20 protein-coding genes are annotated in these 25,054 nt (G+C 61.8%); 7 read left to right on the top strand and 13 right to left on the bottom strand.

Translation table 11 applies throughout. From position 1 onward, the window contains the following. The first annotated feature begins 58 nt into the window (after positions 1-58). Complete coding sequence (locus Q1A32_RS01545) at positions 59-2,014, top strand: AsmA family protein (protein ID WP_299648561.1); 1,956 nt, start codon at positions 59-61, stop codon at positions 2,012-2,014. A gap of 222 nt (positions 2,015-2,236) precedes the next feature. Here the strand turns inward: Q1A32_RS01545 and Q1A32_RS01540 are convergent, their stop codons facing one another. From Q1A32_RS01540 to Q1A32_RS01510, 7 genes are all read right to left on the bottom strand, one after another. Next, positions 2,237-3,532, bottom strand: a complete 1,296-nt coding sequence (locus Q1A32_RS01540) for a hypothetical protein (protein ID WP_299648558.1) — start codon at positions 3,530-3,532, stop codon at positions 2,237-2,239. A gap of 146 nt (positions 3,533-3,678) precedes the next feature. Next, positions 3,679-5,175: a phosphomannomutase/phosphoglucomutase gene (locus Q1A32_RS01535; protein ID WP_299648555.1), complete on the bottom strand. Its 1,497-nt coding sequence runs from the start codon at positions 5,173-5,175 to the stop codon at positions 3,679-3,681. 6 nt (positions 5,176-5,181) lie between these two features. Next, positions 5,182-6,015: a 3-deoxy-8-phosphooctulonate synthase gene (gene kdsA, locus Q1A32_RS01530; protein ID WP_299648552.1), complete on the bottom strand. Its 834-nt coding sequence runs from the start codon at positions 6,013-6,015 to the stop codon at positions 5,182-5,184. Between the two features lies 1 nt (position 6,016). Further along, a complete protein-coding gene (locus tag Q1A32_RS01525; RefSeq protein ID WP_299610236.1) occupies positions 6,017-7,696 on the bottom strand; it encodes a capsule biosynthesis protein in 1,680 nt (559 codons plus the stop codon). Continuing rightward, positions 7,674-8,333, bottom strand: coding sequence for an ABC transporter ATP-binding protein (locus Q1A32_RS01520; protein ID WP_299610239.1), 660 nt, complete (start codon positions 8,331-8,333; stop codon positions 7,674-7,676). The genes Q1A32_RS01525 and Q1A32_RS01520 overlap by 23 nt, the downstream gene beginning before the upstream one ends. A gap of 238 nt (positions 8,334-8,571) precedes the next feature. Beyond that, a complete protein-coding gene (locus Q1A32_RS01515) occupies positions 8,572-9,603 on the bottom strand; it encodes a permease (RefSeq protein WP_299648549.1) in 1,032 nt (343 codons plus the stop codon). Next, on the bottom strand, positions 9,596-9,934 hold the full coding sequence (locus Q1A32_RS01510) for a helix-turn-helix transcriptional regulator (protein ID WP_299648545.1): 339 nt from the start codon (positions 9,932-9,934) through the stop codon (positions 9,596-9,598). The genes Q1A32_RS01515 and Q1A32_RS01510 overlap by 8 nt, the downstream gene beginning before the upstream one ends. Before the next feature lie 97 nt (positions 9,935-10,031). On the opposite strand from Q1A32_RS01510, the gene Q1A32_RS01505 reads away from it, so the two are divergent. The 4 genes from Q1A32_RS01505 (at position 10,032) to Q1A32_RS01490 (ending at position 12,595) form a co-directional block, all read left to right on the top strand. Beyond that, on the top strand, positions 10,032-10,613 hold the full coding sequence (locus Q1A32_RS01505; protein WP_299648542.1) for a uracil-DNA glycosylase family protein: 582 nt from the start codon (positions 10,032-10,034) through the stop codon (positions 10,611-10,613). Further along, positions 10,610-11,398 carry an SseB family protein gene (locus Q1A32_RS01500; protein ID WP_299648539.1) on the top strand — a complete coding sequence of 263 codons (789 nt, stop codon included), beginning with the start codon at positions 10,610-10,612 and terminating at the stop codon, positions 11,396-11,398. Before Q1A32_RS01505 ends, Q1A32_RS01500 begins: the two co-directional genes overlap by 4 nt. A 155-nt stretch (positions 11,399-11,553) precedes the next feature. Continuing rightward, positions 11,554-12,081, top strand: coding sequence for a YHS domain-containing (seleno)protein (locus Q1A32_RS01495; protein WP_299610256.1), 528 nt, complete (start codon positions 11,554-11,556; stop codon positions 12,079-12,081). Position 12,082: 1 nt separating this feature from the next. Further along, positions 12,083-12,595: a rhodanese-like domain-containing protein gene (locus Q1A32_RS01490; protein ID WP_299648536.1), complete on the top strand. Its 513-nt coding sequence runs from the start codon at positions 12,083-12,085 to the stop codon at positions 12,593-12,595. A gap of 434 nt (positions 12,596-13,029) precedes the next feature. Here the strand turns inward: Q1A32_RS01490 and mdoH are convergent, their stop codons facing one another. The 6 genes from mdoH to Q1A32_RS01460 form a co-directional block, all read right to left on the bottom strand. Further along, positions 13,030-14,886 carry a glucans biosynthesis glucosyltransferase MdoH gene (gene mdoH / locus Q1A32_RS01485; RefSeq protein ID WP_299648534.1) on the bottom strand — a complete coding sequence of 619 codons (1,857 nt, stop codon included), beginning with the start codon at positions 14,884-14,886 and terminating at the stop codon, positions 13,030-13,032. Beyond that, positions 14,874-16,424, bottom strand: coding sequence for a glucan biosynthesis protein (locus Q1A32_RS01480; protein ID WP_299648531.1), 1,551 nt, complete (start codon positions 16,422-16,424; stop codon positions 14,874-14,876). Before Q1A32_RS01480 ends, mdoH begins: the two co-directional genes overlap by 13 nt. Next, positions 16,400-17,662: an OpgC family protein gene (locus tag Q1A32_RS01475; protein ID WP_299610264.1), complete on the bottom strand. Its 1,263-nt coding sequence runs from the start codon at positions 17,660-17,662 to the stop codon at positions 16,400-16,402. Before Q1A32_RS01475 ends, Q1A32_RS01480 begins: the two co-directional genes overlap by 25 nt. A gap of 45 nt (positions 17,663-17,707) precedes the next feature. Beyond that, complete coding sequence (locus Q1A32_RS01470; protein WP_299648528.1) at positions 17,708-19,054, bottom strand: tetratricopeptide repeat protein; 1,347 nt, start codon at positions 19,052-19,054, stop codon at positions 17,708-17,710. Between the two features lie 172 nt (positions 19,055-19,226). Next, the gene (locus Q1A32_RS01465; RefSeq protein WP_299648525.1) at positions 19,227-20,444 is read right to left on the bottom strand and encodes a CaiB/BaiF CoA-transferase family protein; all 1,218 of its coding nucleotides are present in this window, start codon (positions 20,442-20,444) and stop codon (positions 19,227-19,229) included. Continuing rightward, positions 20,428-22,077, bottom strand: coding sequence for a thiamine pyrophosphate-binding protein (locus Q1A32_RS01460; protein WP_299648522.1), 1,650 nt, complete (start codon positions 22,075-22,077; stop codon positions 20,428-20,430). Before Q1A32_RS01460 ends, Q1A32_RS01465 begins: the two co-directional genes overlap by 17 nt. Positions 22,078-22,208: 131 nt before the next feature. Here Q1A32_RS01460 and Q1A32_RS01455 point away from each other — a divergent pair, with 131 nt between their 5' ends. Then, entirely contained in the window at positions 22,209-24,599 is a 2,391-nt protein-coding gene (locus Q1A32_RS01455; RefSeq protein ID WP_299648519.1) for a heavy metal translocating P-type ATPase, read from the top strand. Next, positions 24,596-24,985: a Cu(I)-responsive transcriptional regulator gene (gene cueR / locus Q1A32_RS01450; protein WP_299648516.1), complete on the top strand. Its 390-nt coding sequence runs from the start codon at positions 24,596-24,598 to the stop codon at positions 24,983-24,985. The genes Q1A32_RS01455 and cueR overlap by 4 nt, the downstream gene beginning before the upstream one ends. The last annotated feature ends 69 nt before the right edge of the window (positions 24,986-25,054 follow it).

The following is a 25,054-nucleotide window of genomic DNA, read 5'->3' as shown; positions in this document are numbered from 1 at the left end:
TGCTGACGCACGCTGCGTTAGGCTGAACCCAACACGTCTTTAGAACGGAGCAGTTGTCATGAAATGGATTGTCCGACTGATCGGATTTGTCATCGTCCTTGTCCTCGTGGTGGGGGTGTCACTGTTCTTTCTGCCTGCTGACCGGATCGGCGCCATTGCCGCTGACCAGATCCGCAAGGCCACAGGCCGGGACGTCACGATCACCGGTGTGTCCATGACCCTTTGGCCAGTTCTGGGTGTCAGCGCCGACGGGCTTGAGGTGGGCAATGCCGAGTGGTCTGAACAGGGGCCGATGCTCACCGCAGAGAACGCGGCCATTGGCGTGGATGCGATGGCCCTTCTGTCGGGTGAAATCCGCATCACGAATATCGAGGCTACCCGTCCGACCATTCGGCTGGAAAGTCGCGCCGATGGGCGCGCAAGCTGGGTCTTCATGGATGCCTCCGGCGAGGCGCAGATCGAGACGGAAACCACACCGACACGCGCAGCCCAACCGCTTTCGATCCAGAAGCTGCAGGTGACGGACGCCACCTTGATCTATGACGCGGAGGGCTCGGATCTGGTTTCGTATTCAGGCGTGGATCTTACTCTGGACTGGCCCGAACGTCTTGGACCCGCCAGCATCAACGCGACCCTGCGCCCCGCGGGGACAGCGGTCGACGTGGCCGCCACCATTGGCGGGTTCGCGGGCTTCATCGCGGGACAGGTCCAGACGGTCGAAGCCACGGTCGAAGCCAACGGCGGACGCGTGACACTGGATGGCCGGGCCAGCACGGCCGGTGATGTGGCCGGCGCTTTGGGGGTGACCCTTTCCGATACGGACGCATTCATGCAAGCCCTTGCCCTGCCGGCGCCGAGACTGCCGGAAAAGCTGGGACAGTCGGTTGATATGACAACCCAACTGACCCTCACCGCCGACCGACGGCTGTCCCTGCGGGACATGCGCGCGGACCTTGGGGGGAACACCATCTCCGGAGCTGCGGATATCAGCCTGAACGGGACCCCGACCGTGAACGCTCAGCTGAACGCAGGCGCGCTGGATTTGCGCAGTGCGACGGGATCGGACGGGTCCGGCAGTGGCGGCGATGGTGGCACGACCGCCCCGGCGGGCAGCGGGTGGCCCACGGACCGCATTGATGCAAGCGGATTGGCGGCATTCAACGGAGAGATCGCGCTCACCGCGTCCTCCATCGATCTGGGGCAATTCCAACTGGGCCAAACCCGCACCCTTTTGCGCAACGACAACAGCCGCATGGTGTTCGAGCTGCGTGAAGTTGCGGCCTATGGCGGCACGCTGGTTGGTGAGTTTGTGGTCAACAACCGCTCGGGTCTGAGCGTGGGTGGAAACATGAATATGCGGGGGCTGTCATTGCAGCCTTTCCTGCGGGACGCGGCGGATTTGGAGATGCTGACGGGGCAGGCCAACGCTGATCTGAAATTCCTCGGCGTTGGGGCCAATGTGGATGCCATCATGAAGTCGTTGTCGGGCAACGGATCGTTCAACGTCGCCAAGGGGACAATCGAAGGCCTGGACCTCGATGGCCTTCTGAAATTCGGGCGGGGCAATGGCCGCACAACGGTTTTCGAGAATATGGGGGCCACGTTCCGCATGGACGGCGGCAATCTGTTCAACGATGACCTGTTGGTTGTGCTGCGCAGTTTCGAGGCACGTGGGACCGGACGCATCGGACTGGGGCAACAGGACATCGACTACCTGTTCACTCCGACGGCGCTGAAGGGGGAGGATGGACCCGACCTTGCCATCCCGGTGCGCATTCGGGGGCCATGGGCCGACCCGAGCATTCTGCCCGATCTGGAATCGGCCATCGACCTGCGGTTGGACGAAAAGCTGGAAGCGGAAAAGGAAGCGCTGAAAGCGCGCGCTGAAGAGCAGGTGCGCGAGAAGGTGGCCGAAGAATTGGGAGTTACCGATCAGGGTCAAAGCCTTGGGGATGCGGCCAAGGAGAAGCTGGAAGACGAGGTCAAAAAGGGTCTGCGGAGCCTGTTTGACTGATCTGTCCCCGCGGGGACAGCGTGTTCGATGCGTTTACCCTTTCTTCGCCATGGTGGGATTTCCAATTGCGCTCAGGTGCTTGGGCCTGCGTTCGGTCGGGTATCCGGATTTTAACCACCAAACTGGTAGGCTGCGCACGACGGCAGGCGGTGCCGTGTTTTTGCAATTCCATTGCTTTTGAATCAGCGCCACTCTTGCTTCGAGCGTCAAGATCAGCGCGTGTTATCCCAGCAGGTCGTAGGCGCTGCCACCCAGCAACCCCGCATCTTCAAACACGAAGTAGTCCACGGTTTCCTCGAAATGCCAGGTCTCGGGATCGCTGCTGACGTCCTCTTCGACAGAGACATCGAATGCGGTTTGGCTGCTGTCGCTGCCCCGCGCCCAAGCCGGGTCGCCCCCCACGAAACTTGAGAGCATCGCGATCACATTGGCGTCCGCATCAAATGACGCGCCAAGATCGACCGATGTGGTGGTGTGATCTATGCCAGAGGTTTGGCCCGCCGCCCAAGTGACGTCACCTGCGGTTCCACTGCCTGCTTCCATTGCAATCCAGCCAATCGTTTCCTGAACGTGGCCGCCATCATTGCGCGCCTCTTCTTCCTGCATGGTGATCTGAACGCCAGTGGTGTTGGTGCCGGTCTGGCGCGTGGTTACGAAGTCCTGACCATTGAACGTCTGGACCTGGCTGAAGACCAAGGGTGTGTCGTCAAATTCCGTATCGAAGGCGACGGCATCAAACCCTTGCGTGGACAGTTGATCGCTTTGGAACGTGCCTGCCTGCACGACCGTTCCATCCGGCAAAACCCAAGTGCCCGCTTCGACGATCACGTAATTGACCGTCTCGAACAGGTGCCAGCCATCCAGATCGCCTGTCTCCTGAAGCTGCAAGGTGAACGCGTCGTCGCTGACCTCGGAAATGCGGACGTTGACAGCCTGCGCGCCGTTTTCGGTTGCCACAAAGGCCATGGCAACGGGGGTTTCGTAGCTCTGTTGCAGGGTCACCGTTGTTTCAAGGTGGTTGAGGGACACGGTACCTGTTTCGCCAATGTAGTTGGCGGGCTCTGCCACCGGCACGATCGTTTCGATCGTTGCCTCGATCGATTGCACCCATTCGAATTCATCTGTGAAATAGACTTGCACATAAGCGAAATCGTAGGCGTCGGGGAAAGATGTGGGCAGATCGTTTGATCCGTTCAGAAAGTCCTGCGCGAAAAGGTCTACAACGATGTGCCAGTCGTTCGGCGCTTCGGAGATGTAGCTTTGGACCGTGAATGAATCGCCGGAGTCGGTGGGTGCAACATTGGTCACCCGGTTGAACAGCGACAGTTCGAACCCTTCGTCCGTGTAGACGGACAATTCGAAAGCGCCTGCGTCGAAATAATGTGACGCGCCGGATTGTGTGCCGACGTCCTGATCGTACGAAAAGGTGCCATAGAGCGTGGACCCGACCGGTGCCAGAACGTCATTGAACGTCGTCAGATATGAAGAATCGATTGTTGCGGTAAATTCAAATTGCATCGGCGCACCCCCCGGGAATTGCCTGCTTAAAATACAAGTGCAGGCCCGGTGAGCGTAAGTAGCGAAACAGTTTCGGTCAACTGCGCCTAAGGCGTCGTTTCATAACCGCGTGGAGCGACCGGGTTGGCCGGATCGCTTGGCGTCTGTCAAAACGTCTGGTCGTAGTCCCCGACGCTGTCTTCTGTGCGGATGACCGCATCGAGATCCGCGAAGATGGCGCGCATTTCTTCGTCGCTTTGAGGGCTTTCGCAGACCACCACCAGGTTTGGCGTGTTGGAGGACGCCCGCACCAGACCCCATGCGCCATTGTCGAGGATCAGGCGGGCGCCGTTCACCGTCACCACCTCTTTGATGGTCCGCCCGGCGATCTGGTCGCCGTTGTCGGCCATGACCGTCAATTTGGCGACAATCCTTGCCAGCGTGTCGTATTTTTCGGTGTCTGCGCAATAGGGGGACATCGTGGGAGTGACCCATGTTCTGGGCAGAGCGCGGCGCAGGTCCGACATGTTCATTTCGGGATTTCGGTCCATCAGCTTGCAGAGTTCCACCGCCACCCGCATGCCGCAATCGTAGCCGCGGCCCACCGGTTCAGCGAGGAAGTAGTGGCCCGATTTTTCGAAGCCGGCCAGCGCGCCCAGTTCCTTGACCCGCCGTTTCATGTGGCTGTGCCCGGTTTTCCAGTAATCCGCCGTGACGCCGTTGGCCTGCAGTTCGGGGTCGGATGCAAAGAGGCCGGTGGATTTGACGTCAGCCACGAAGGTGGCGTTTGGGTGCAGTTTTGACAGGTCGCGGGCCATGATGACGCCCACCTTGTCGGCAAAGATCTCTTCGCCTTCGTCATCCACGACGCCGCAGCGGTCGCCGTCGCCGTCAAACCCCAAAGCGAAGTCCGCGCCGGAGGCTTTGACCGATGCCGCCATGTCGTGCAGCATTTCCATGGCTTCGGGGTTTGGGTTGTAGTTGGGGAAGGTGTAGTCGAGCGTGCTGTGGCTTTCGACGACCTCGACACCGATGCGGCGCAGAAGCTCTGGCGCGAAGGCTGCCGCCGTGCCGTTGCCGCTGGCGCAGACGACCTTGAGCTTGCGGGTCATTTTGAAGCCGCGCGTAAGGTCATTCAGGTAAGCGTCGCGCACGCCGGGCACAAATTCGTAACTGCCGCCCGGCCGTGCCTCGCCTGCGCCGGTCAGGACGATGTCGCGCAGTTCGCTCATCTCATCCGGGCCGTGGGTGAGGGGGCGATCAAAGCCCATTTTCACGCCTGTCCAGCCGTTGGGATTGTGCGAGGCCGTGACCATGGCGACCGCGGGCACATCAAGGTGGAATTGGCTGAAATAGGCCATGGGCGACAGGGCCGGGCCAATGTCCTTGACGTGAATCCCGGCCTGCATGAGCCCGAGCATGAGCGCGTTCTTGATGCTGAGCGCATAGTCGCGGTAGTCGTTGCCCACCGCTATCACCGGATCGATGCCATGGCGGTGCATTTGCGTGCCGAGCCCGAGCCCGAGGGCTGTGATGCCGGGCAGATTGATCTCGTCCGGGTACGTCCAGCGTGCGTCGTATTCACGAAAGCCCGTGGGCGTGATCATGGGATCGCGGAGGAATTCCCACGTGTTCGGTGTGACGGTTGTCGCCGGTTTTGCCATGCTGGCCTAGAACGTCATCGGGTTGGCCTTGGCCAGTGTGTCGAACTGCATCAGCGTGTCGATCAATGCGGGCATCTGGTCGAGATAGATCATGTTCGGCCCGTCGGACGGGGCCGTGTCCGGATCTGGATGGGTTTCGATGAAAACCGCACCGACGCCGATGGCGACAGCTGCGCGCGCCATCACGGGGGCAAATTCGCGTTGTCCGCCGCTGGAGCCGCCCTTGCCGCCCGGTTGCTGGACGGAATGCGTGGCGTCCATCACCACCGGATAGCCCGTTTGCGCCATTTGCGGCAGCGACCGCATGTCGGCCACAAGCGTGTTGTAGCCAAAGGACGTGCCCCGTTCGGTCAGCAGGATACGGGTGTTGCCGGTGCTTTCGACCTTGGTGATGATGTTGGGCATTTCCCACGGGGCGAGGAACTGGCCCTTCTTGATGTTCACCACAGCACCTGTGTTGCCTGCGGCCAGCAGCATGTCCGTCTGGCGGCAGAGAAAGGCGGGGATTTGCAGGATGTCGGCGACTTCGGCGACAGGCGCGCATTGGGCTTCGGTGTGCACGTCCGTCAACACTGGCACGCCGATGGCGTCCCTGACTGCTTGCAGTGCCTTCAGCCCTTCATCCAGTCCCATGCCGCGCCCGCCCGAGAGCGACGTGCGGTTGGCTTTGTCGTAGCTCGCCTTGAAGACATATTGCGCGCCCGCGGCGTCGCACACTTCCTTCATGCGGCCCGCGACCTCTTGGCCGAGGTCAACGCTTTCCAATGCGCATGGGCCTGCGATCACCGTCAGGGGGCGGTCATTGCCGATTGTCAGGTCGGCGACTTGAACGTGTTTCATACTAGCTTGTCACCTGTTCTCTGAGGATCGACGCAGTGAGCGAGATCATCAGATAGATGCCTGCAAAGACCAGAAAAGCCAAGATCGTGTTTTCGAAGGCGCGGGGGTAGGTGGGCTCTTCCGGGGCGATGGGTTCGACCGCCACTGTGAGATAGCGCACCTGCCGCGAGGCTTCGACGCGGGACTGTTCCATCTGTTGCAAGGCCGATTGCAGCATCATGTCGCGTGCCGCGAGGTCAGCCTGCGCGATCTGGATGTTGGCCGCCAGTTCCGCCAATGAGTTTTCACCCTGCGACACGTCGGTCATCTTGTTGTTCAGAAGGGCCAGTTGGTTCTTGTAGATCTCAAGCGTGCCACGCGCGCCGTCCACACGGGACTGGTTGGGGCGTGCGTTGTTCAGCAGGCTGGCCAACTCGATCTCTTTCTCGATGATCTGGGTCTCAAGCTGACCGATTTGCGTGCGCAGCGATGCGATGACGCCTTCGGGATCAAGGGTGGAGCCCTGAATCTGCAGGCGCACAAGGTTTTCCTGTGCGGCACGACGCTCAACCTCGGCGCGTTCAAACCCTTCGCGGGCGTCGCGCATCTGGTCGTCACGCTTTTGAGCCGAAAGGTTGTTCACGCGCTGCTCGGCATAGTCGATCAACTGGCTGGAGAACTCGGCTGACACCTGCGGATCGGCAGCGGCGACTTCCATGCGGATCATGCCTTCGGTCGGGTCATAGCCGATTTTGACGTTCTTCTTGTAGGTCTTGTACGCCTCTTCATTCGTCGGCGCATCGCTGAGACGCTGGATCGGGTCGATCCAGTCCTGCGTAAAGTGCGACTTGAAGCCGACATCGCGGTCAAGGCGGAGCATGGCGTCCTTGGATTGCAAAAAGCCCTGCACCGCGATGCTGTCGGCATTGGTGGCGAATTGCGTGGGCAGAAGCCCACCAAGGGGGCCCGCGCCGCCCGATCCTTCGTTCTGTATGATGAGGAATTCGGACTTGGTGGCGTACATCGGCGTGGCGATGTTGTAGAAATAGTAGCCTGCGATGAACGTCGGCAGGATCACGAAGAAGGCGAGGCGGACAAGCAGCAGGCCCATCTTCTTGCGACGACGGCGCGCGATGTCGCGCTGGATGTTCTGTATTTCCTGGCTCCGGCGCTCGGCCGGGCTCAGCTCTGTCGAGGGGAGTTGCTGTGGTTTGACCGGCACTGTTTGCGGCAATTGATTGCGCGCAGCACCAGCGCCACCGGTGGTGGCGGGCAGGTTGGCAAAGGCATCAGGCGCGCCGCCCTCATGCTGTTCGGCACCGGCCTGCGGGACCACGAGTTCCAGCATGTTGGACCGCTGGAAGGGGTCAATCCCCTTGGCCCGCAACAGGCGGACCGCATCAAAGTCGGATGTCGGGGCAAGCCCGTGCTTTTGCGCGACCCGCCGTGCCATGCGCAATTGTCGCCCTGTCAGCCCTTCCTGTCGGATGGCATCGATTGAGTTCTCGCTTTGCACCTGTTTGGCCGAGGCAACCTCACCATCCTGAGCGGGCGGATTTGGTTTGGCTTGGGCCTGAGGCCGGGCCGGGGGGGCTGGCGCGTCCTGGCTTTCGTCATCACGCGCAGAGGCGGCCGCCGCGCTGCCAAGCGCGGGTGCGTTCCGTTTTATGCGGAATTTTCTAGCTTTGGGTTTCGTAGTCATAGAGCCGTTTCGCCTCTTCGAGCGTGTCGAACATATGCAGTTTGCCGTCGAGCAGCACTGCGGCAGAGCGCGCGAACTTTTCGAGCGTCTGGGCCTGGTGTGACACGATGATAATGGTAGTGGTGCGCAGCCGTTCCTGCAGCACTTCGCCCGCCTTGCGGTTGAAGTCAACGTCCGTGGAGGACGGCATCCCTTCGTCGATCAGGTAAATGTCAAAGTCGAGCGCCAGCATCAGCGCGAATGAAAACCGTGCCCGCATGCCCGATGAATAGGTGCCAAGCGGCTGGTCGAAATATTCGCCTAGATTGCACAGCCAGCGGCAGAAGCTTTCGACATAGTCGGGATCAAGCCCGTACAGCCGCGCGATATAGCGGGAGTTTTCCAGCGCCGAGATCTTGGGCAGCACACCGCCCATGAACCCCAGCGGGAACGAGATGTTGCACATCCGACGAATTTCGCCCTCGTCCGGTTTTTCGAGGCCCGCCATCATGTTGATCAGCGTCGTCTTGCCCGTGCCGTTGGGGGCCAGAACGCCAAAGGAATGGCCCAATTCCACCCGGAAAGACACACGGTCAAGGATCACCTTGCGCTGTGTGCCCGTCCAGAAGGACTTGGATACGTTTTCGAATTCCAGCATCCCCGTTGCTCCGCGGTGTCTGCTCTGCCCCCACCGAAGAAGTGGGGAACCGGTGCCCTCCTTACCAGAGGCGTCTTAACGGTCTAATCACCGACTTTGACGATATTATGTCCAAAGTCATGTTAAATGTATAGGTTTCGGCAGGTATTGTTGCTGGGGAAAAGACAGTGGCACGTCCCCGCCACGCTGAAGTGACCGGGACGTGATGGTGGATGGGGTTTGTTTTGGTCGGCGCGATCTAGGAAATCACCTGCCATGCGATGCCTGCCAACACGGACCCGGCAAGTGCAAAGCCCAGATAGGCCCCGAAAACGCGCGGTTTGACCAAGGCCCAGACAGCAAGTGCTGCGGGGATCGAGCTGACACCGCCTGCAATCATGAAGGACATCGCGGCACCGGGTGCCATGCCCTGATCCAGCAGGTCGCCGATCAGGGGTGCGGCCGCATAGCCATTGAGGTAGGCGGGCATGCCCACAAGTGACCCCAGCAGGATGGTGCCCAAACCGCCGCCACCCAGCACGTTGGCGATGAAGTCGGCAGGCATGTAGAACACCATCAGCGCCTCGATTGTATAGGCCAGTGTGAGCCATTTCAGCAGGAAGATCCCGTTGTCGAGCCCCGCGTGGCGGAAGATCTGCACCCGCTCGGGCACTTTCCAGAATGTCCAGACAGGCGTGGCCGAAAATGGTGCCTTGACGCCGCAGCAGCCACCCACGGCGGGCTTTTCGCGCAAGGGGTCGGTGAAGATGGGCGTGCGTGACAGAAGGAGCGTGCCGAAGCCTCCAAAGAGGCCAAGCGCCACGGCGGCAAAGGTCTTGGCGATGGCGAAGTCCAGCGTGATGGCCCCGGTGGTGATGGCGAACATGGCTGGGTCCATCAGCGGGGAGGCGAGCCAGAAGGCCATAACCGCGCCAAGCGGTGCGCCGACGGCCAGAAGGGCGGCGATGAAGGGGATCACCTCGCACGAGCAGAAGGGGGAGAGGCCACCCAGCAGGGCGGCCATGACGATCATGCGGGCGGGGTTGCCTTCGAAGGCCCGCGCGAGGAGGTTTTCAGCACCCGTGGCCTTGAGATAGGCGATGGCGAAGACCGCGAAGGCGATGAAGGGCAAGGTGCCCAGCAGGGCTTTGGCGGCGAAAATGACCACGTCATCGGTGCGGGGGAAGTCGACGATTGCGACAAGTGTCACGATGATGGCAGCGGCGAGCCAGACGCGGTCGATGCGTGCCCAGAGGCGCGGGCTGGAGGTTGGGGACGTCGTGTCAGCCATGGGTGTGATCCGTGTCTGGGCTGTCTGCACAGCATTCGGTGAGAAGGAAGTCGGCAAGGTCCTGCACTTCGTCAAAGGCGACGGCGGCGCAGATGATGGAGCGGCCTTGGCGGGCTTGGGTGACAAGGCCCGCGCTGTTCAGGATTTTGACGTGATGCGTAAGCGTCGAGCCGGTGACGCCAGTGCGGTCGCCCAGAGTGCCGATGCTCAGCCCCTCGGGGCCTGCGCGGACAAGGGTGCGAAGGACCGACAGCCGCTGTTCGGAGCCGAGCGCGGCAAAGGCGGCGGCGGCTCGGGTCAGGTCGAGGGGGTGGTGCGAATCTATTTTCATATTTCTAGAATTGTCGAAATGATTGCGGGAGGCAAGACTCATTTCGGTAATCGTCGAAGTAATTGCCTAAGTGCCTGGCCCTACTTAGGTGTTTGCCATGGGACTGACCGATGATATCCGCGCCTGCACGATCTGTGCTGACCGTTTTGCGGCGACCGAGACGGGACATAGCCCGCGCCCGGTGGCGTGGTTCAAACCCGGGGCGCGTATCCTGATTGCGGGACAGGCCCCCGGTGCGCGGGTGCACGAAAGCGGGCGGCCCTTTACCGACCCGTCAGGGGACCGACTGCGTGATTGGTTGGGAATGGATGAGGCTACATTCTACGACCGCGACAAGCTGGCAATTGTGCCGATGGCGTTCTGTTTTCCGGGCTATGACGCCAAGGGTTCGGACCGCCCCCCACCCAAGATCTGTGCCAAGACGTGGCGCGCCGATGTAATGGACCATGTGGGCGATGTGCCCTTGGTTCTGCTGATTGGCGGTTATGCGCAGTCCTGGCATTTGGGCACAAAGATGTCGGTGCGCGAGACAGTGGCCGCATGGCGCGACTTTGCGCCTCGGGCCTTTCCCTTGCCTCATCCGTCGTGGCGCAATACCGGATGGTTGAAGAAGAACCCATGGTTCGAGGATGACGTGTTGCCCGTCTTGCGGGCCCGTGTGCAAGAGGTGTTGGCGTGACAGAGACGGTTTTGGATCAGGCCCATGCAGCGATGCAGGCCGCCCCCGAGGATGATGGCGCGCGCCTGAAATTCTTTGAACGGTTGGGCGATGCGGAACTGTTTTTGTTGCTGGAGGGCGAGGCCCAAGGCGATCAGGTCACCCCACAGGTGTTTGATCCCGGCACGGGGGCGCTGGTACTTGTCTTTGATCGTGAAGAGCGTTTGGCGGCCTTTGTCGGAGCAGAGGCGCCTTATGCCGGGTTGTCGGGCCGCGTCATTGCGGGGCTTTTGGCGGAGCAGGGATTGGGCCTTGGTCTGAACCTGGATGTGGCACCGTCGTCCTTTCTGCTTGATGCAGACGGAGTACGGTGGCTGGCACAAACCCTTGGGCATGGCCCGGACGAGGTTGAAGCGCGGTTGGCCGAAGTGTCGGCCCCGGCCGGATTACCGGATGCGTTGATTTTGGCCCTCGATACCAAGCTGGCGACGGCCACGGGTTTGGCGCAAGCGGCCTATCTGGTTGGAACGACGGATACCGAAGGAGCACGCAGCCATTTGCTAGGCTTTGTTGGGGCTGCCCCGGGGGCCGAGGATGCGCTGGCGCGGGCTGCCTCCGAGGCGTTGACCTTTTCCGGGATCGAGGCCGGAGCAATGGATGTCGGGTTCTTCGATGCGCGCGATCCGGTGACGGAACGGCTTGCCCGGGTGGGGCTGCGCTTTGATCTGCCGCAGCCCGCACCCGCACGCGCGCCCGAGCCTGCGGCCCCCGGTATGGACCCGGATCGCCCCCCGCGGCTGCGCTGAGCCGTAACAAACCCGTCGTTCCGATCACGCATTCCCGCACACCCTCACATCGGCGCGAGGTGGGCTGCCAAGCTGGACAGAGCGACCCTATTGTCTCATCATTCGCCGCAGATACTGCGCGGCGGTCCCAGTTTGACAAAGGATGACCCCGTATGATGAACCGATTTACCATGACCCTTGCCGCCGCTGCTGCCAGCACGATGGCCCTTGCGTCAGCCGCCTTCGCGGGTGACCAATATGTGGACGAAACCGGCTTTGCCGTATCGGGCTATGACGTTGTGGCCTATTTCGATCTGGACGCGAAGCCCGTGGGCCAAACCCAGACACCCGGCGTGCCCGGCAACTCAAACATCACCGCCGAGTACAACGGTGCAACGTTTGCCTTCTCCACGGAAGAGAACCGAGACAAGTTTGTCGCTGACCCGGCCCGCTATGCGCCGCAATATGATGGCCACTGCGCCTATGGCGTGGCACAGGGCGGCAAGGTGCCGGCCAACCCGAACCTGTGGCGCATCGTTGATGACAAGCTGTACCTGAACATCACGGATGTGGTGGTGGGTTTTTGGGAGGAAGATATTCCCGGAAACATCGACAAGTCCGAAACCAACTGGGTGAGCATCGAGCCAGAGGCCGCGTCGTCGAGCACCATCCCGAAGTTCACCAGCGAAGCACCCAAGAGCTGACATGACCAAGACGCCCGAACATACCTCCAAGACTGATCGGGCGTCCGCTCCGGCGCGCATGACGCGCCGGGGTTTTGGTATCCTTGGCGGCGCGGCCCTTGTGGGTGGCGCCGTGTTTGCATCGCGGTGGTACAATATCTCGGCGCAGGCCGGCGTGGATGGGACGTTAAGCACGCCAGATGCCCATGTTGCTGCATTGAGTGGCGATGTGCTGTTGATCGACATCCGCCGCCCCGATGAATGGCAGCGGACGGGTGTGGGCGAAGGCGCTGTACCCCTCGACATGCGCCGCGACGATTTCACCGACGCACTTTTGGCGCGGACGGACGGGCGCACCGACACAGCTGTGGCGCTGATCTGTGCCCGGGGCGTACGGTCGCGGGGATTGACGCGCCGCCTGACCGGTGCGGGCTTTACCAACATCATTGATGTGCCTGAGGGTATGTTGGGGTCGGGGGCCGGTCCCGGCTGGTTGAAGCGTGGTTTGCCTGTGGTCGCGTGGGCGCCCGCATAGCCGTGATCCGATTGAGCGCCTGACGGCGCATTCTATTCTGTGTTTTTTGGCTTCGGGCTCACCAAGACAAAGTTTTTGTCTCTGATCCACCCTTGCCTGATCTTTGGCGTGACAGAGTGCCATCCCCTTCCCAAGAGAAATAGCCGTCTCCCCGCGCGCGGGGCCCCTCGGCGATTTCTCTTGGCAATGGGCTGTCGCTCCGTCTCTTGAAGACCAAGCGAGGGCGGCTCCGAGACAAAAAGACTGCGACTGCGTAGGCAGACGCAGTCAGTGGCAAGGGTAGCTTTTCATAGAAAAGCTGCCAGCCACACCGCTGATCCGAAGGGCGGAGCGCTTCAAAAGCTGCCAGCCACTCGGTAGATCACTCGGGCACACCAGCGCCCGACTGCGCAGGCTGACTGACACTGCAACCGGCACCGCATCGGCACCAGACCTTACTCCGCGGCGATATTGCTGGCTTCGATCCGCGCGCGCATTTCTGCGCGGGCCGTGCGTGCGCTGCCGACGATCGCGGGTTCCCGCAATGTCAGTGGATTGTCGAGCCGGAGGGCGGCGAAGCCTTTGAGCGCAAGCGGGTAGGCGCTGAGTGCGGACAGCGGCACGGCCAGTGCAAGGCTTGCTGCAATGGGGATCAGCCACCAAGAGATCAGACCAAAGCCGAGGCCGAGCAGCAAAAGCGTGCCAAGGGCGGTTTCGATCCAGTGGAACTTGAGCAGCGTGCCCAGCGGATAGGCGGTTGCCGTGCGACTTTGTGGTGTCCAGCCGCCGCGTCCGATCAGGCCGCCGATCACGGCCTTGGTCTGTTGAATCATCATGATGGGGGCATAGGCCACGGACAGGGCAAGCTCTGTCAGCACGGCCCCTGCGAACATGCGCCGCCCGCCAAAAAGCCGCACGGCCTTGCCGTTGGCGGCGATGATGATGGCCGACGTGATCTTGGGTGTGAGCAGCATTGCATACATCACAACGAGGAAGATGGCGCTGTCGATATGCGTCATGGCGGGGGGCCAGTTGGGGAACAGCGGATTCGCCTCGTTGAAATAGGAGATCACGTTGGTTTCCGCGTCGCGGCCCAGAAGCGCCCAGAAGACAAGCAGGACGAACCATGCGGGTGACATCAGGTAGGCCGCGGCCCCCTGGAACAGGTGGAAGCGGCTGACCGCATGCAAACCGCGGGTGCCCAGAAGGCGCAGGTGTTGCAGGTTGCCGCGGCACCAGCGCCGGTCGCGGATCACGTAGTCGATCAGCGTGCCGGGTGTCTCTTCAAAGCTGCCGGAGATGCGGGGCAGGAAGCGCACGCGCCAGCCGGAGCGGCGTAGCAAAGAGGCTTCGACGAAATCGTGGGACAGGATCAGATCCGTGCGACCCGAAAGGCTGCGCAGGTGTGGCAGACCCGCAGAAGACGCGAAGGCGCGGGTGCGGATGATGGCGTTGTGGCCCCAATAGTTGCCTTCGGTCCGGGCCCAATGCGCAAGCCCTTCGGCCAGCAGCCAACCATAGGCGATGTTGGAGAATTGCTGCATCCGGGCAAAGAGCGTGTCCGCGCCGATAAGTTGGGGGAAGCTTTGGATCAGTCCGGCTTTGGGGTCTGCCGCCAGTTCGGTGGACAATCGGTCGATGGCGCGCCCTGTCATCAGGCTGTCTGCGTCCAGCACCAGCATCGCCTCATAGGCCGCACCCCAACCGGTGATCCAGTCTTCGAGGTTGCCAACCTTCTTGTCAGTGTTGGCAGCACGGCGGCGGTAGTGGACGGGCACGGGTGCTGTGGCTTGCAGGGCTTCAAATGCCTGCCATTCTTGTGCTGCGATGTCTTCGTCTGTCGTGTCGCTGAGGATGAACAGGCTGTAGCTGTGTCCCCCGGTTTGCCGCGTCAGGTCCGTAAGCATCGCCGCGGCGTTGCCGAACACATCCCAGGGCGTTTCGTTATAGATCGGCACCAAAAGGGCCACGTCGAGCGGGTCCGTCGGGGCCGGTTTGCGGGTGGGGTCAAGCCGCCCTGCGAGGCCCACGCCCACGGTGGACACGGCGATCGTGACCCAGATGAAGGTCAGGCCGATAAGTGCCAGAAGCACGTATTCGAAGCCGGTCATACCGGACATCGCAAACAGCCCGTACAGGCCCCAAAGGACAGCGCCGGTGATCGCAAGGGCGGGCAGAAACACGGCCATACGCCAGATCGGGTCTTGCCGGTCCGTGCCTGCGTTGCCGCAATCCGGCGCGCGCGCAAAGTCCTGCGCGGGCATGTCCAGCGGCGCGCGTTCGGGCATGGAGATGTGCGTCATGCGGTCCATCGATAGAGCCATACTTCGCTGAGCGCTTGCCCATCCAGACGCAACTGTGCCCGGAACTCTGCCCAATTCGCCTCACCCGGCGTGAAGGTGAAGGCCAGCCGCGGGCCGCCCGTTTCCGGGTTGCGCTGGATGATACCCTCGGTCACGTCGCCCGCGCTGGACCGGACAAGGCGGTCGATCTTGGACAGGTCTTCGGGCACGTGGGGGGCGTTTTCGAAATCAATGGTAAAGATGCGGCCACCTTCAGGACGCCCGCCGGCGGCGGTGTTCAGCACGCGCAAAGGCATTGCAGCGGTGGGGGCCGGATCTTCGCCCCAGTCGAGGCGGTAGGTGATGCGGTGCGATCTGCCTGCTTCGATATCCGCCGAGGGACGCCAGTAGGCCACGATGTTGTCGTAGATTTCCTTGTCGGTCGGGATCTCGATCAGGGCGACGGAACCGCGCCCCCAGCCTTCGCCCGGTGTGACCCAGAGGCCGGGGCGGCGGTGGTAGAGCGCTTCGAGATCGTTGAAGTCGCTGAACTTGCGCGCCCGCTGCATCAGGCCGAAACCGCGCGGGTTGTTATCCCCGAACGCGCTGATCTGAAGCGTGCGCGGATTGGCGAGAGGGCGCCAGATCACCTCACCGCCCCCGTTGTGGATCATCAGCCCGTCATTGTCGTGCACGGCAGGGCGGAAATCGTCAAAGCGCTGTGTGTCCATGTCGTCGAACATGAACATCGACGTGAGCGGCGCGATGCCCACATGGGTCAATGTTTCGCGCGCGAAAATCTCGGCCTCGACCTGCATGGTGAGGGGCTGGCCCGGCATGATCTCGAACCGGTAGGCACCAGTGCAGGAGGGGCTGTCGAGCAAGGCATGCACGACGATTTGAGCGGCCCCAGCGGCGGGCCGTTCGAGCCAGAAATGGGTGAAGTCGGGGAATTCCTCGCCCATTGGGTCGCCGGTTTTCAGCGCCAGACCGCGGGCGGACAGGCCATAGATGTCGCCTGTGCCGATGCCGCGGAAATAACTGGCCCCCTGAAAGACGGCGTATTCTTCGTAGATACCCGGTTGGCGCAACTCGGCGCGCAGGCGCAGGCCGGAATAGCCAAGCGTATCGTCGATGGGCAGATCAGTCGGAAATTTGTCGGTGGTGTCAAAGACGCTGAAGTCGAACTTGAGCGGGCGGGCCTGATCGCCTTCGACCACGTAAGTGCGGATCGCCTGCGGAAAGTAGAGCCCCGGGGGGAACACGTCGATGCGTTGGGAGGCGTCGGTGCCTTCCCAAAGACCATTGCGGCTGTCGAACCAGATCTTGCGATACTGGTCATAGGTCAGGTTCTGCCACGCCTCGGGGATCATGGGCCGAGGCTCGTATGCGCGAGATGCCTTGTCGCGCGCCAGATCAATCACGTCCGAAGGGCTGAATGCGGTCGCATCCCCAAGCTGCAAGCCGGGTTCCTCTTGCGCCCAGGACGCATGAGGGGCCGCCGCGAGTGCGGCAAGGGATGCGAGAAACTCGCGTCGCAGCATCAACGGGTCACCTTCGGTTTCCATGGTGTCGCTTTGAACCATCCCGCCAGATAGGCTGTCAGGATCAGTACTCCACATCCAAACGCGTTGACGGCCAGAACGGTTCCGGTGTCGCGGCCCAGGATGTCCATTGCAAAGCCATTGAACCGGGCGACAAAGATCGACACGACGAAAACCGCAAGGGATTGCTGGCCGACCTTCAAGATCAGTGCGAGCAGTTTTTCCCAGATGCGGGCCACGGCGTGTGTGGCAGTGACACGCAGGCGGTTGCCTTTGTCGCCCGCAATCACCCACGCAAGATAGGCGAGCGCAAGGAACTGCACATAGCGCAGGATGCCGAAGTCGGATTTGGAGATCCACTGGCGGTTCTCGATCCGCCACTCGCGGGCCCATTCAAAGCCAAGCTCACGCACGCCGATATTGGACAGCGGCACGTTGGCCAGCACGATGACCGTCGCGATGCCGATGAGGACGGCGTTCACCGGTGGCTTGGGCAGCCAGCCCCGCATGAACGCAAAGCCGGTGAAGAACACCAGTTGCCAGCCAAAGGGGTTGAGAAACCAGCGCCGTTGCCAGTCGTCATTGCCCACCCAAGGCTCCGCCGTGAAGTTGAGATAGGGCAGGCCCGCCGCTTCCATCAACCGACGCTGGGCGAAAATCCAAAGCACGATGCAAAAGGCGGCCACAAGGCCAAGGTGCACGCGTGCCAGGAATAGGATCAGCGGCATCATCGCCAAGATGACCATGTACATCGGCAGGATATCAAACAGGTTCGGCACCCATTGCAGCGTCATGAAGCTGAAGAGGATGTTGGGGTTCTGCCAATGCTCGCTTTCGACAAACAGCATCCACAGGTTCATCTGACCCCAGTAGTTGCGCGTGGTGATGTCGAGGTCGGTGACAAAGACCAACAGCGCAGCCGTGGCAAAGAAGAGGCCCACATGCGCCCAGTAGACCTGCCAGATGCGGTAGGCGACGCGTGCCGTGCCAAGCGCAAAGCCTGCCCGGTCGAACGTGGCCCCAAAGGCGATGGCCGACGCCATACCCGAGCAGAACACGAACATCTCCGTCGCGTCCGAGAAGCCAAAGCGCGCGGGAATCCAGGCCGTCAGGAAATTGCCGGGTGTGTGGGCAAACAGGATGATGAACATCGCTATGCCGCGAAAGAAGTCCAAACGGATGTCGCGCACCCGCACCGGATTGGCGGGGGTGGCAGCTGCGGCGGGCGCTGCAGCACTGGACGTTGGGTCGGCAAAAGTCATGGCCGCTGTCTACTTTACCTTATTATTGGGCACCACACCCGCGCGTCACTGCGCGGGAATGCGCCGTGCGTCCTGAATGGAGGCGAGCCGCGATGCGGCAAAGCGGTCAACCGCACCTGCGCGGCGGTCGATCCTGTCTTCCAACAGGGCTTCGACTGCGTCGTGCATGCCTGACCGCAAACCTGCGTCGATTGTCATGCGTTCGAACACGTCGCGTTGGGCGTGGCTACCGCCGATGATCTGCATGGACGGACGGGCCGATGCGAGATCCCGGAAGGCCGCGTCATAGCGCCCTTCGGCAAAGGCATTGAGGCCCGAAAGCGCGGCCTTGCCCGGATTGGCGACGCGTGCAGGCATCTCGCCCTGACGCGCGGCATCTACGGCAAAGCGTGATGTCATTGCAGCTTCGGCGTCGTCCCGCCCGGCGGCCCCGAGGGCCAGCTGGTAGTGCAGGTCGGCAAAGACAAGACACCCATCATCGGTGCGATGCTGCGCGAAGTCCGCCAGTTCGTCCCAGCGGTCCCCCACGTGGACACCTTCAAGCTCAAGCCGCATCAGCAGTGATGTTGCGTTGGCAATGTCGCGGTAGTCGTCTGTCTTGTCTGACCGGATCTGTTGATCATAGAGCGCCAGAACGATGTCATTCTCACCCCTGTCCATATGCAACAGCGCCTTGTGCCACCACACGTGGTAGCGGAAGTTGTTGCAGTGATCCCATGCCGCGCAATTGTTCTCGATCAGCCAAATACCGGCGTCGGGGCGTGCGGTCATGTCATAGACGTGGGCCACGGCGTGCAGGCCCCACGCGTCATCTGTGGACAGCTCCAGCCCCTTCAGGCCAGCCGCTTCGGCCGCATCGTATTCGCCCGTTTCCTCAAGCGTGAAGGCGTGACAGCCCAGCACGTATCCTTCGAGCGCGTGACCCTTGTGCGCGTCCAGCACGTTTTCGATCGAGGCACGCATGCCGACGCCGTCACCAAGGATAAAGCGGATCGCGTGGGACACCTTTGCGGACAATGTGTCGGTGGGATATTCGGCAAGCACCCGCTCCATCGCGGCGATGGCACCCGACGGACGGCCATCAAGCCATTCCCCCAGCGCCCGCACCCAGAGCCGCTCGCGAGACGATCCACCTGACACGGCAAGTGCGGCCACCGCATCCTTGCCAGCCTGATGGGCCACGTCCCAAAGTTCCTTGCGGCCCATCATCAGGGAGAACAGCCCCTTCGCCGCAAAGCCCATTGCAAATTGCGGCGCGCCGCTCAGTACTGCGCCCAGATGGGTCGGCGTTGCCGTGCCGTGCGCGAGAAAGGCCCGGATCATTCCGTTCCATTCCTCTACGAGGGCCGGGTCATCCAATGTGACCGGGGCTTGGCAAATGTCGTGCATCATCGTGGCTGTACCTCTTACCAGCGTTCTTCGAAGTTGGGTGTAAACCATCTGTGCCGCTTTGGCAGTGTGTGCAGCCGCGTAACACGCAACCGTGAAGCGATTCAGGGGGTTCCGTGAGCAAAATGTCAGCACTCACCCTCAAAGCCGGCAAAAAACGGCCAAAGCGCTTGGATTACTCGGAGTTACCTTGCGGTTTTTCGTCGCGCAATGTTGCAAGAACGGCGTCCGTATCCTGCCCGAAACGCGGCGGTGGTCGCCTGTAAGTGACCGGTGTGGCCGAAAATTTCAGTGGATTCGCCAACAGCCGGACGTGTCCGTCGGTGATGTCGTCGCGGGCGACCTCGACCACCGTGCCCCGTGCCTGTGCCTGATCGGATGTCAGTGCCTCTGCCACATCATGGATCGGCCCGCCCGGGACCTTCACGGCGTGCATTTTGGCCAGCAACTCGTCCTTGGTCATCTTGGCCAGAATGGGGGTCAGAGACGCGGTCAGAGCCACCCGGTTTTCGATCCGGTTGAGATTGGTGGTGTAGCGTGGATCGCGTCCCAGCGCGGGGGCGCCGATGGCGTCGCAAAACCGGACAAACTGGCTGTCATTGCCAACCGCCACCAGCACGTGGCCATCAGATGTGCCAAAGGCGTCATAGGGCACGATATTCGGATGCGCGTTTCCGCGCCGTTCAGGCACCTGGCCGGACACAAGGTAGTTGCATCCCTCGTTGATGAGCCACGCCATCTGCGCGTCGACAAGGCTGAGGTCGATATGCTGCCCTTCGCCCGTTTGGTCCCGGTGGCGCAGCGCTGCCAAAATGCCGATGGTGGCATACATTCCACACATGACGTCCGCGATGCCCACGCCCACCTTCGTTGGTGCACCGTCCGGATCACCTGTCAACGACATGATCCCGCCGTAGCCCTGAGCCATCAGGTCATAGCCCGGCTGATCGCGGTTCGGCCCTGTCTGCCCGAAGCCCGAAATCGAGCAGTAGACGAGGTTTGGGTGCGCCTTGAGCAGCGTGTCGTGGTCGAGCCCGTATTTGACCAATCCGCCGGGTTTGTAGTTTTCGATCACCACGTCAGCGCGGGAGGCAAGTTGGCGGATTGTGTTCTGTCCGTTGTCCGTCGACAGATCCACGGCAACCGACTGCTTGTTGCGGTTGGCGGACATGAAATAGGCCGACAGATCAGTGGGTTGCCCGTCGGTGTCGCGCGCATAGTTGGGGCCCCAGCCACGGGTGTCATCACCGCCGGTCTTGGGGTTCTCAATCTTGATCACGGTGGCCCCAAGGTCGCCCAGCATCTGCGTCGCCGTCGGACCCGCCAGAATGCGCGACAGGTCCAGGACGAATAGCCCGTCCAATGCGCCCGGTGTTTTAGATTCGTCCGTCATAAGCCCCCCGATCGATCACGGCTGCAATCACAGTGAAGGTATCGGCGGTTTGGGCGTCGGCAAGGGCGTCTTTCAGTTCCGCCCGCGACGTCACGGTATGCCCTGCACCGCCGAAGGCCCGGCCCATGGCGGCAAAGTCGTGTTTGGCAAAGTCGACACCCGCATTGGTCAATTGCCGCTGCCGCTGTTTCAATTCGATCAGGGCAAGGGAGGCATCAACGAAGACCACGAAAATGGTATTGAGCCCAAGCTCCGCCGCAGTCGACAGCTCACCCGCGACCATCAGGAAACCCGCGTCACCGGAAAAACTTACAACTGTCCTTTCGGGATCAGCGACCTGCGCGCCCATCGCCAGTGGGATCGCGCACCCCATGGTGCACAGGGCAGATGATTGCATGAGCCCGCGGGCCTCGTAGCATTCCCACATCTGGCTGAGCAGGATGCGGTGGGCGCCACTGTCTGCCGTGGCAAGCGCGGTGCGTGGCAGTTCGTTGCGGCATGTATCGATGATGGCGGCAGGTCCCCAATCCTCGTCGCTGGGAAATGCGCTTGTCAGATTGGCCTTTGCGACTGGGATCTCTCCGTCCGTCCACGTGCTGCGGGGCGTCATGCCATCTGCCATTGCCGTCAGCGTCGCGGCACAATCGCCAATCACGTTGGTGGTCGCCTGATGCATGTAGTGGTGGTTCGGCTCGGCCGTGATGTCGATCATGGTCTGGATGCCGGGATAGTAGAAATCCCGCCAGCCAGTCCGCATTTCAATCGGGTCATAGCCAAGCCCGATGATCAAGTCTGCGCGGTGCACAAGCGGCAGCAGAATCTCGTCGGCCTTGGGGGACAGGCCCGCGCCACCCAACGACAACGGGTGGTCTTCGGGCAGCAAGCCCTTGGCCTTGTAGGTGGTGATCACCGGAACGTTGAAGGTTTCCGCGAAGGTCCGCAAAGTTGCAGCCATATCCTTGCGGCGCGTGTCGAAGTTCTGATTGAGCGCATCTACACCGACAATCAGCACTGGCCGTTCGGCACGGGCGAGCGCGTCGCGCATTTCAGACAGCGTATGCGGTGCCGGGATCATGGGCTCCGCTGACGCGCGGTGTGCGGGAATGACGGGCGTGACAGGCGTGACAGCGACCGTAATCGGGACATCAATGTGGACGGGACCAGGCCGTCCCTCAAGTGCGATGGACACGGCCTTGTCTGCGATGACATGTGCGGCGCCTGTATTGAGTGTAAATGTGGCTTTGGTGATGGGCCGGAAGACTTGCGTCTGGTCAAGCACCTGATGCGTGTAGGTCTGCGCCTCGTCCGCGTCCACGCAGCCCGCCAACACGATCAGCGGCACGCGGTCCTGATGGGCGTTGGCAACCGCGTTCACCCCGTTCAATGCACCCGGTCCGACCGTTGCCACAAGAACACCCGGCGCGCCGGTGCGGTGCCATGCCCCTTCGGCCATGAAGGCGGCTGCATTTTCATGCTTGCACAGGATGAACCGTATGCCTGCGCGTTCCAGTGCATCGACCAGGGTCAGAACCTCGCCCCCGGGCATGCCAAAGGCAAAGCGACACCCTGCGTCATACAGCCGTGCGGCCAAAACGTCAGCGGCACGAGGCGGATTGGGTGGCAGATCTTTCATTGTCGGTCTTCCAAATTTCAGCGCCGCGTCTTCCTGTCATGGTCGCGGCTGACGCACAACTCACACCTGCGCCATGGTTTGTTTCATCGTGGGGTTGACCTTCCAGTGACTGGAACCCTTATGTGCAAAGTATGACAGATACAGCACTGACATTCGGGCTGCAGGGCTTGCACTGCGCATCCTGCGTTGGGCGGGCCGAGGCCGCCTTGACCGCGTTGCCGGGTGCGCAGGATGTGCGCGTGAACCTTGCCGATCACAGCGCGCGCGTGTCGGGTGTTGCGGCTGTGGATGCCGCACGCGCCCTTGATCGCGCTGGCTATCCGGCAGAGGTTCGGCAGGCCGAATTGCATATTCCGGCCATGTCCTGTGCCTCTTGCGTGGGGCGTATCGAGGCCGCCGCGCAGGCTGTGCCGGGCGTCTTGCGGGCAGAGGCGCGCCTGCCCACGAAGAGCCTGATTGTCGAAACGCTGGGTGACGATACCGAATTGCGTTTGGCCCTCAAATCCGCGGGATACCCCGCAGATGCCGCGCAAGAGCAGGCCGAACACAGTGACGAAACTCAGATCATGTTTCGCAAGTTTGTGCTGGCTGCGGTCCTGACGCTGCCGGTTTTCATAATCGAAATGGGTGGCCACATCTTTCCTCCGTTGCACCACTGGGTGGCGCGAACGATTGGCACCACCAACAGCCATCTCTTTCAACTCATCATGACGGCGATTGTTTTGGCGGGACCCGGTGCCGCCTTCTTTCGGCGCGGTGTGCCGAACCTGCTGAAGGCGCGCCCCGACATGGATGCGCTTGTCGCCCTTGGTGCCGGGGCAGCATTTGGCTTTTCGGCGTTTTCGGTGCTGGCTCCGGGCATTCTGCCGCCTGCCGGTGTCTATTTCGAAGCTGCCGCTGTCATCGTCACTCTGATCCTGATGGGACGTTGGCTTGAGGCGCGGGCCAAGGGGCGGACGGGGGACGCAGTGCGTCGTCTGCTTGGGTTGCAGCCCGATACGGCCGAACGCGTGCGTGACGGGCAGATCGACACCGTGCCGTTGTCTACAATTGTGGCGGGCGACGTGCTGCGCGTGCGCCCGGGGGGGCGAGTTCCCGTGGATGGTGAGGTTGTCAACGGTCACAGCCATATCGACGAAAGCATGCTGACGGGCGAGCCCGTTCCGGTCCTGAAGCAGCCAGGCGACACAGTGACGGGCGGAACATTGACCACCACCGGAACGCTTTTACTGCGCGCGACGCATGTGGGCGAGGACACGGTTCTTGCACGCATCACGTCTCTGACCCGCGATGCTCAGGCGGCACGACTGCCGGTCGAAGCCTTGGTGAACCGGATCACGGCGTGGTTCGTGCCTGCGGTTCTGTCCGTTGCGGTCATCGCCTTTGTGGCGTGGTGGACCCTTGTCGGGCTGGCTCCTGCGGTGGTGGCTGCAGTATCGGTGCTGATCATTGCGTGCCCCTGTGCAATGGGACTGGCCACCCCAATGTCGGTCATGGTCGGCACAGGCCGTGCGGCGGAATTGGGTGTGCTCTTTCACAAGGGAGATGCGCTGCAGCGTGTGCAGGATGCGCGGGTTGTGGCCTTTGACAAAACGGGCACACTGACGATTGGCAAGCCGCAGGTGCACGACATCGCCGTTGCGGATGAACAGGAAAAAGCCGTGGTTCTGCGTGCTGCTGCGGGCGTTGAAAGCCTGTCCGAACACCCAATCGCTCAGGCCATTGTTGCCGCAGCCGAAAAAGCACCCACGGATGTGAGCGGCTTTGCCGCGGTCCTGGGGGCGGGGGCGTCTGCGACAGTTGACGGGCAGGCCGTTGTCGTCGGCAATATGGAGATGCTGGAGCAGAGCGGGATATCAGCGAGCAAGGCCTTGAGTACCCAAGCATCGGCCTGGGCCGACACCGGAGCCACGATTGTACATGTCGGCGTCGATGGTCATCACGTGGCTGCAATATCCGTGCGGGACACAATTCGCGCAGGTGCTGCGGACGCCGTTGCTGCCTTGAAAGCGCAGGGTCGCGCGGTCGCCATGATCTCGGGCGACACTCAGGCAGCGGCCCGCCATGTCGCCGATCAATTGCAGATTGATACCGTTGTTGCGGGCGTGAAACCGGATCAGAAAGTCGATGCGCTGCAGGACTTGCGCACGGCGCATGGACCGGTTGCATATGTCGGTGACGGACTGAACGATGCACCGGCCCTCGCGTCTGCGGACGTGGGCCTGGCCGTGAACGGGGCCACCGACGCCGCAATCGAAGCGGCTGATGTCGTGCTGATGTCGCCCGAGCCCGGCGCGGTTCTGCGGGCTTTGCACATCAGCGCAGCCACCTTGCGCAACATCTGGCAGAACCTTGGCTGGGCGTTTGTCTACAACACTGCGCTGATCCCGGTGGCTGCCGGTGTTCTGGTGCCGTTAGGCGGGCCGCAACTGTCTCCTGCTTTGGCAGCGTTGGCGATGGCGTTGTCGTCTGTTTTTGTTGTGACCAACGCGCTCAGGCTTCGGTCAAAGGGGGGCATGTGAACATCTCGCAAGCGGCGGAGGCCACAAACCTGCCGTCCAAGACCATCCGGTACTACGAAGACATCGGGCTCATTTCACCCGACCGGGGTGCGAACGGATATCGCAGCTTTTCCGATACGCACATCCATCAGCTCACCTTTCTGGCCCGCGCCCGTGCGCTTGGCTTTTCGGTGGAAGACTGCCGGTCCTTGCTGGCTCTGTGGGAAGACAGAGACAGGGCAAGCGCGGATGTGCGCAACATTGCCCAAAAGCATCTGACGGCCATTGAGGCAAAGATCGTGGATCTGTCGGCCATGCGGGACACGCTGGGAAATCTGGTCAAAACATGCGCCGGAGATGACCGGCCCGACTGTCCAATTCTGAAAAGCCTGTCTTCTTCTGACTGAAAATACCATGGGGGAGCGCGCAGCGCGGGGGCAAAGCCCCCTGAAACATGATATCGCGGCACGCGGCCT

Source organism: uncultured Tateyamaria sp. (assembly GCF_947503415.1).
GTDB lineage: Bacteria > Pseudomonadota > Alphaproteobacteria > Rhodobacterales > Rhodobacteraceae > Tateyamaria.
Note: the sequence above shows the minus strand (reverse complement) of the source record. Positions and strands in the feature narration are given on the sequence as shown.